Annotated in this window: 1 protein-coding gene and 1 pseudogene; one reads left to right on the forward strand and one right to left on the reverse strand. The window is 47.0% G+C overall.

The window, feature by feature from the left end; all coding sequences use genetic code 11:
- The first annotated feature begins 360 nt into the window (after window positions 1-360).
- The gene (gene pgl, locus ACUU1I_RS20165; RefSeq protein ID WP_000815444.1) at window positions 361-1,356 is read left to right on the forward strand and encodes a 6-phosphogluconolactonase; all 996 of its coding nucleotides are present in this window, start codon (window positions 361-363) and stop codon (window positions 1,354-1,356) included.
- A gap of 40 nt (window positions 1,357-1,396) precedes the next feature.
- Here the strand turns inward: pgl and ACUU1I_RS20170 are convergent.
- Window positions 1,397-2,350 (reverse strand): annotated as a pseudogene (locus ACUU1I_RS20170) (LysR family transcriptional regulator).
- Window positions 2,351-2,506: the final 156 nt, after the last annotated feature.

Genomic DNA, 2,506 nt, shown 5'->3' on the forward strand with positions numbered 1-2,506 from the left:
ATGACCAGAATACCGATCTACAACGTAATGCGTTTATTTGTGCCGGAAGTGAGTTGATTGTTGAGCGAATGGGAAGTTGGCCAGAAGTTGTTATGGCATAGTGTTTACGGTCGTTGATACAGGTAAACAAAAGCGGGGAGAGTCATACTCCCTGAATAGTCGCGAAAATATCTGTGGCATTGTCAAATTCGTGTCGGTGACTAATATTTTAGTAATATGCCATTCGAAATGGAGTGCTAACTTATTGATTTAATTGATGTGCGATATTGTATTTTATCGTGTTTTGTTGTCTGTTTTTTATCCAGTAAGTGTTGTTATATGTATGAAAGATAAGGGATTTATCATTTTTGAGGTGTGTTCATGAAGCAAACAGTTTATATCGCCAGCCCTGAGAGCCAGCAAATTCACGTCTGGAACCTGAATCATGAAGGCGCACTGACGCTGACACAGGTTGTCGATGTGCCGGGGCAGGTGCAGCCGATGGTGGTCAGCCCGGACAAACGTTATCTCTATGTTGGTGTTCGCCCTGAGTTTCGCGTCCTGGCGTATCGTATTGCCCCGGACGATGGCGCACTGACCTTTGCCGCAGAGTCTGTGCTGCCGGGTAGTCCGACGCATATTTCCACCGATCACCAGGGGCAGTTTGTCTTTGTAGCTTCTTACAATGCGGGTAACGTGAGCGTAACGCGTCTGGAAGATGGCCTGCCAGTGGGCGTCGTCGATGTAGTCGAGGGGCTGGACGGTTGCCATTCCGCCAATATCTCACCGGACAACCGTACGCTGTGGGTTCCGGCATTAAAGCAAGATCGCATTTGCCTGTTTACGGTCAGCGATGATGGTCATCTGGTGGCGCAGGACCCTGCGGAAGTGACTACCGTTGAAGGGGCCGGCCCGCGTCATATGGTATTCCATCCAAACGAACAATATGCGTATTGCGTCAATGAGTTAAACAGCTCAGTGGATGTCTGGGAACTGAAAGATCCGCACGGCAATATCGAATGTGTCCAGACGCTGGATATGATGCCGGAAAACTTCTCCGACACCCGTTGGGCGGCTGATATTCATATCACCCCGGATGGTCGCCATTTATACGCCTGCGACCGTACCGCCACTCTGATTACCGTTTTCAGCGTTTCGGAAGATGGCAGCGTGTTGAGTAAAGAAGGCTTCCAGCCAACGGAAACCCAGCCGCGCGGCTTCAATGTTGATTACAGCGGCAAGTATCTGATTGCCGCTGGGCAAAAATCTCACCACATCTCGGTATACGAAATTGTTGGCGAGCAGGGGCTACTGCATGAAAAAGGCCGCTATGCGGTCGGGCAGGGACCAATGTGGGTGGTGGTTAACGCACACTAACCGCTGATTTAACCGGCGCAGTCTCTCCTGCGCCGGTGTATTAACTTATCTCCTGTAACGCATGTCTCTGGCGTTCGACGATATTGGTCCACAAATTGTCTTTATCGTCAGTCCACAAATTAATCAGCAAGGCAAAAAAGCGTTCAGCTGCCGGAGAAAGCACGGCATCTTTGCGGCGAATAATCCCCAATGTCCGACGTATAACGGGTTCCACCAGTGGGATACCAATAATCGAAGAATAGGGCGCATGGGGCATTGCCAGACCAGGAAGCGCCGAAATCCCCAGTCCTGCCTCCACTAGTCCTAATGACGTCGAAAGATGACGCACTTCGTAAAACCAGTCCAGCTTCCAGGGCTTGTCGGCTAGCTGTTGTTCTATCAACAATCGGTTGCCGCTGGAGGAACGTACGCCAATCATTTTGTAACCCACTAACTCCTGCCATTCTACAAGCTACTTTTTGGCCAATGGATGGTCACGCCGACAGGCCAGCACGAATGGCTCGTTGACCAGTGGGGTAAAATCAATGGATGAATTTGTGACGTTGTTCATGTTTATGCCAAAGTCTGATTCGTTACACAGCACCGATTCCATGCAATTATTCGTGCCTTGTTCCAGAATCCGCACTTTAATATTGGGATACAGCTCATTAAATTTACCGATTGCCAGCGGTAAAAAATAAAATACTGCGGTCGGAATACACGCTAATGTCACCATACCACGATGATAAGCATTCATATCACGAATATTAAAAAGCGTTTCATCGAATTTCTTTATTAATTCCCGCGCCTCCGGGAGCAACCTTTTTCCTGCTTTTGTTAACGTAACCTTGCGAGTTGTACGCTCAAATAGTTGAATATGTAAATCTTCCTCCATCTTTTTTATTCTTCGCGTTAATGCAGGTTGCGTAATATTGAGTAATTTAGCGGCATTGTTAAATGAACTGGACTCTGCCAGTATGACAAATGCCTTCATACTTGATAATTCATGCTTCATTATTACTCCGGAAAATGGAAGCGACGATTTTGGGGGGCTGGTCGTTAAAAATTTTAACTGCATTTAGCCAACTTAAATTAATGAAAAAATGTTATTAATCGTTGAGCTAAAGTCATTAGAGATGCTTTGTCCTTAATGTAACCATATCGCAATAAG

Source organism: Shigella sp. SIG3 (genome assembly GCF_053555855.1).

Coding starts and splice junctions, on each gene's coding strand:
- pgl (WP_000815444.1), top strand. CDS start 361: ATGAAGCAAACAGTTTATATCGCCAGCCCTGAGAGCCAGCAAATTCAC.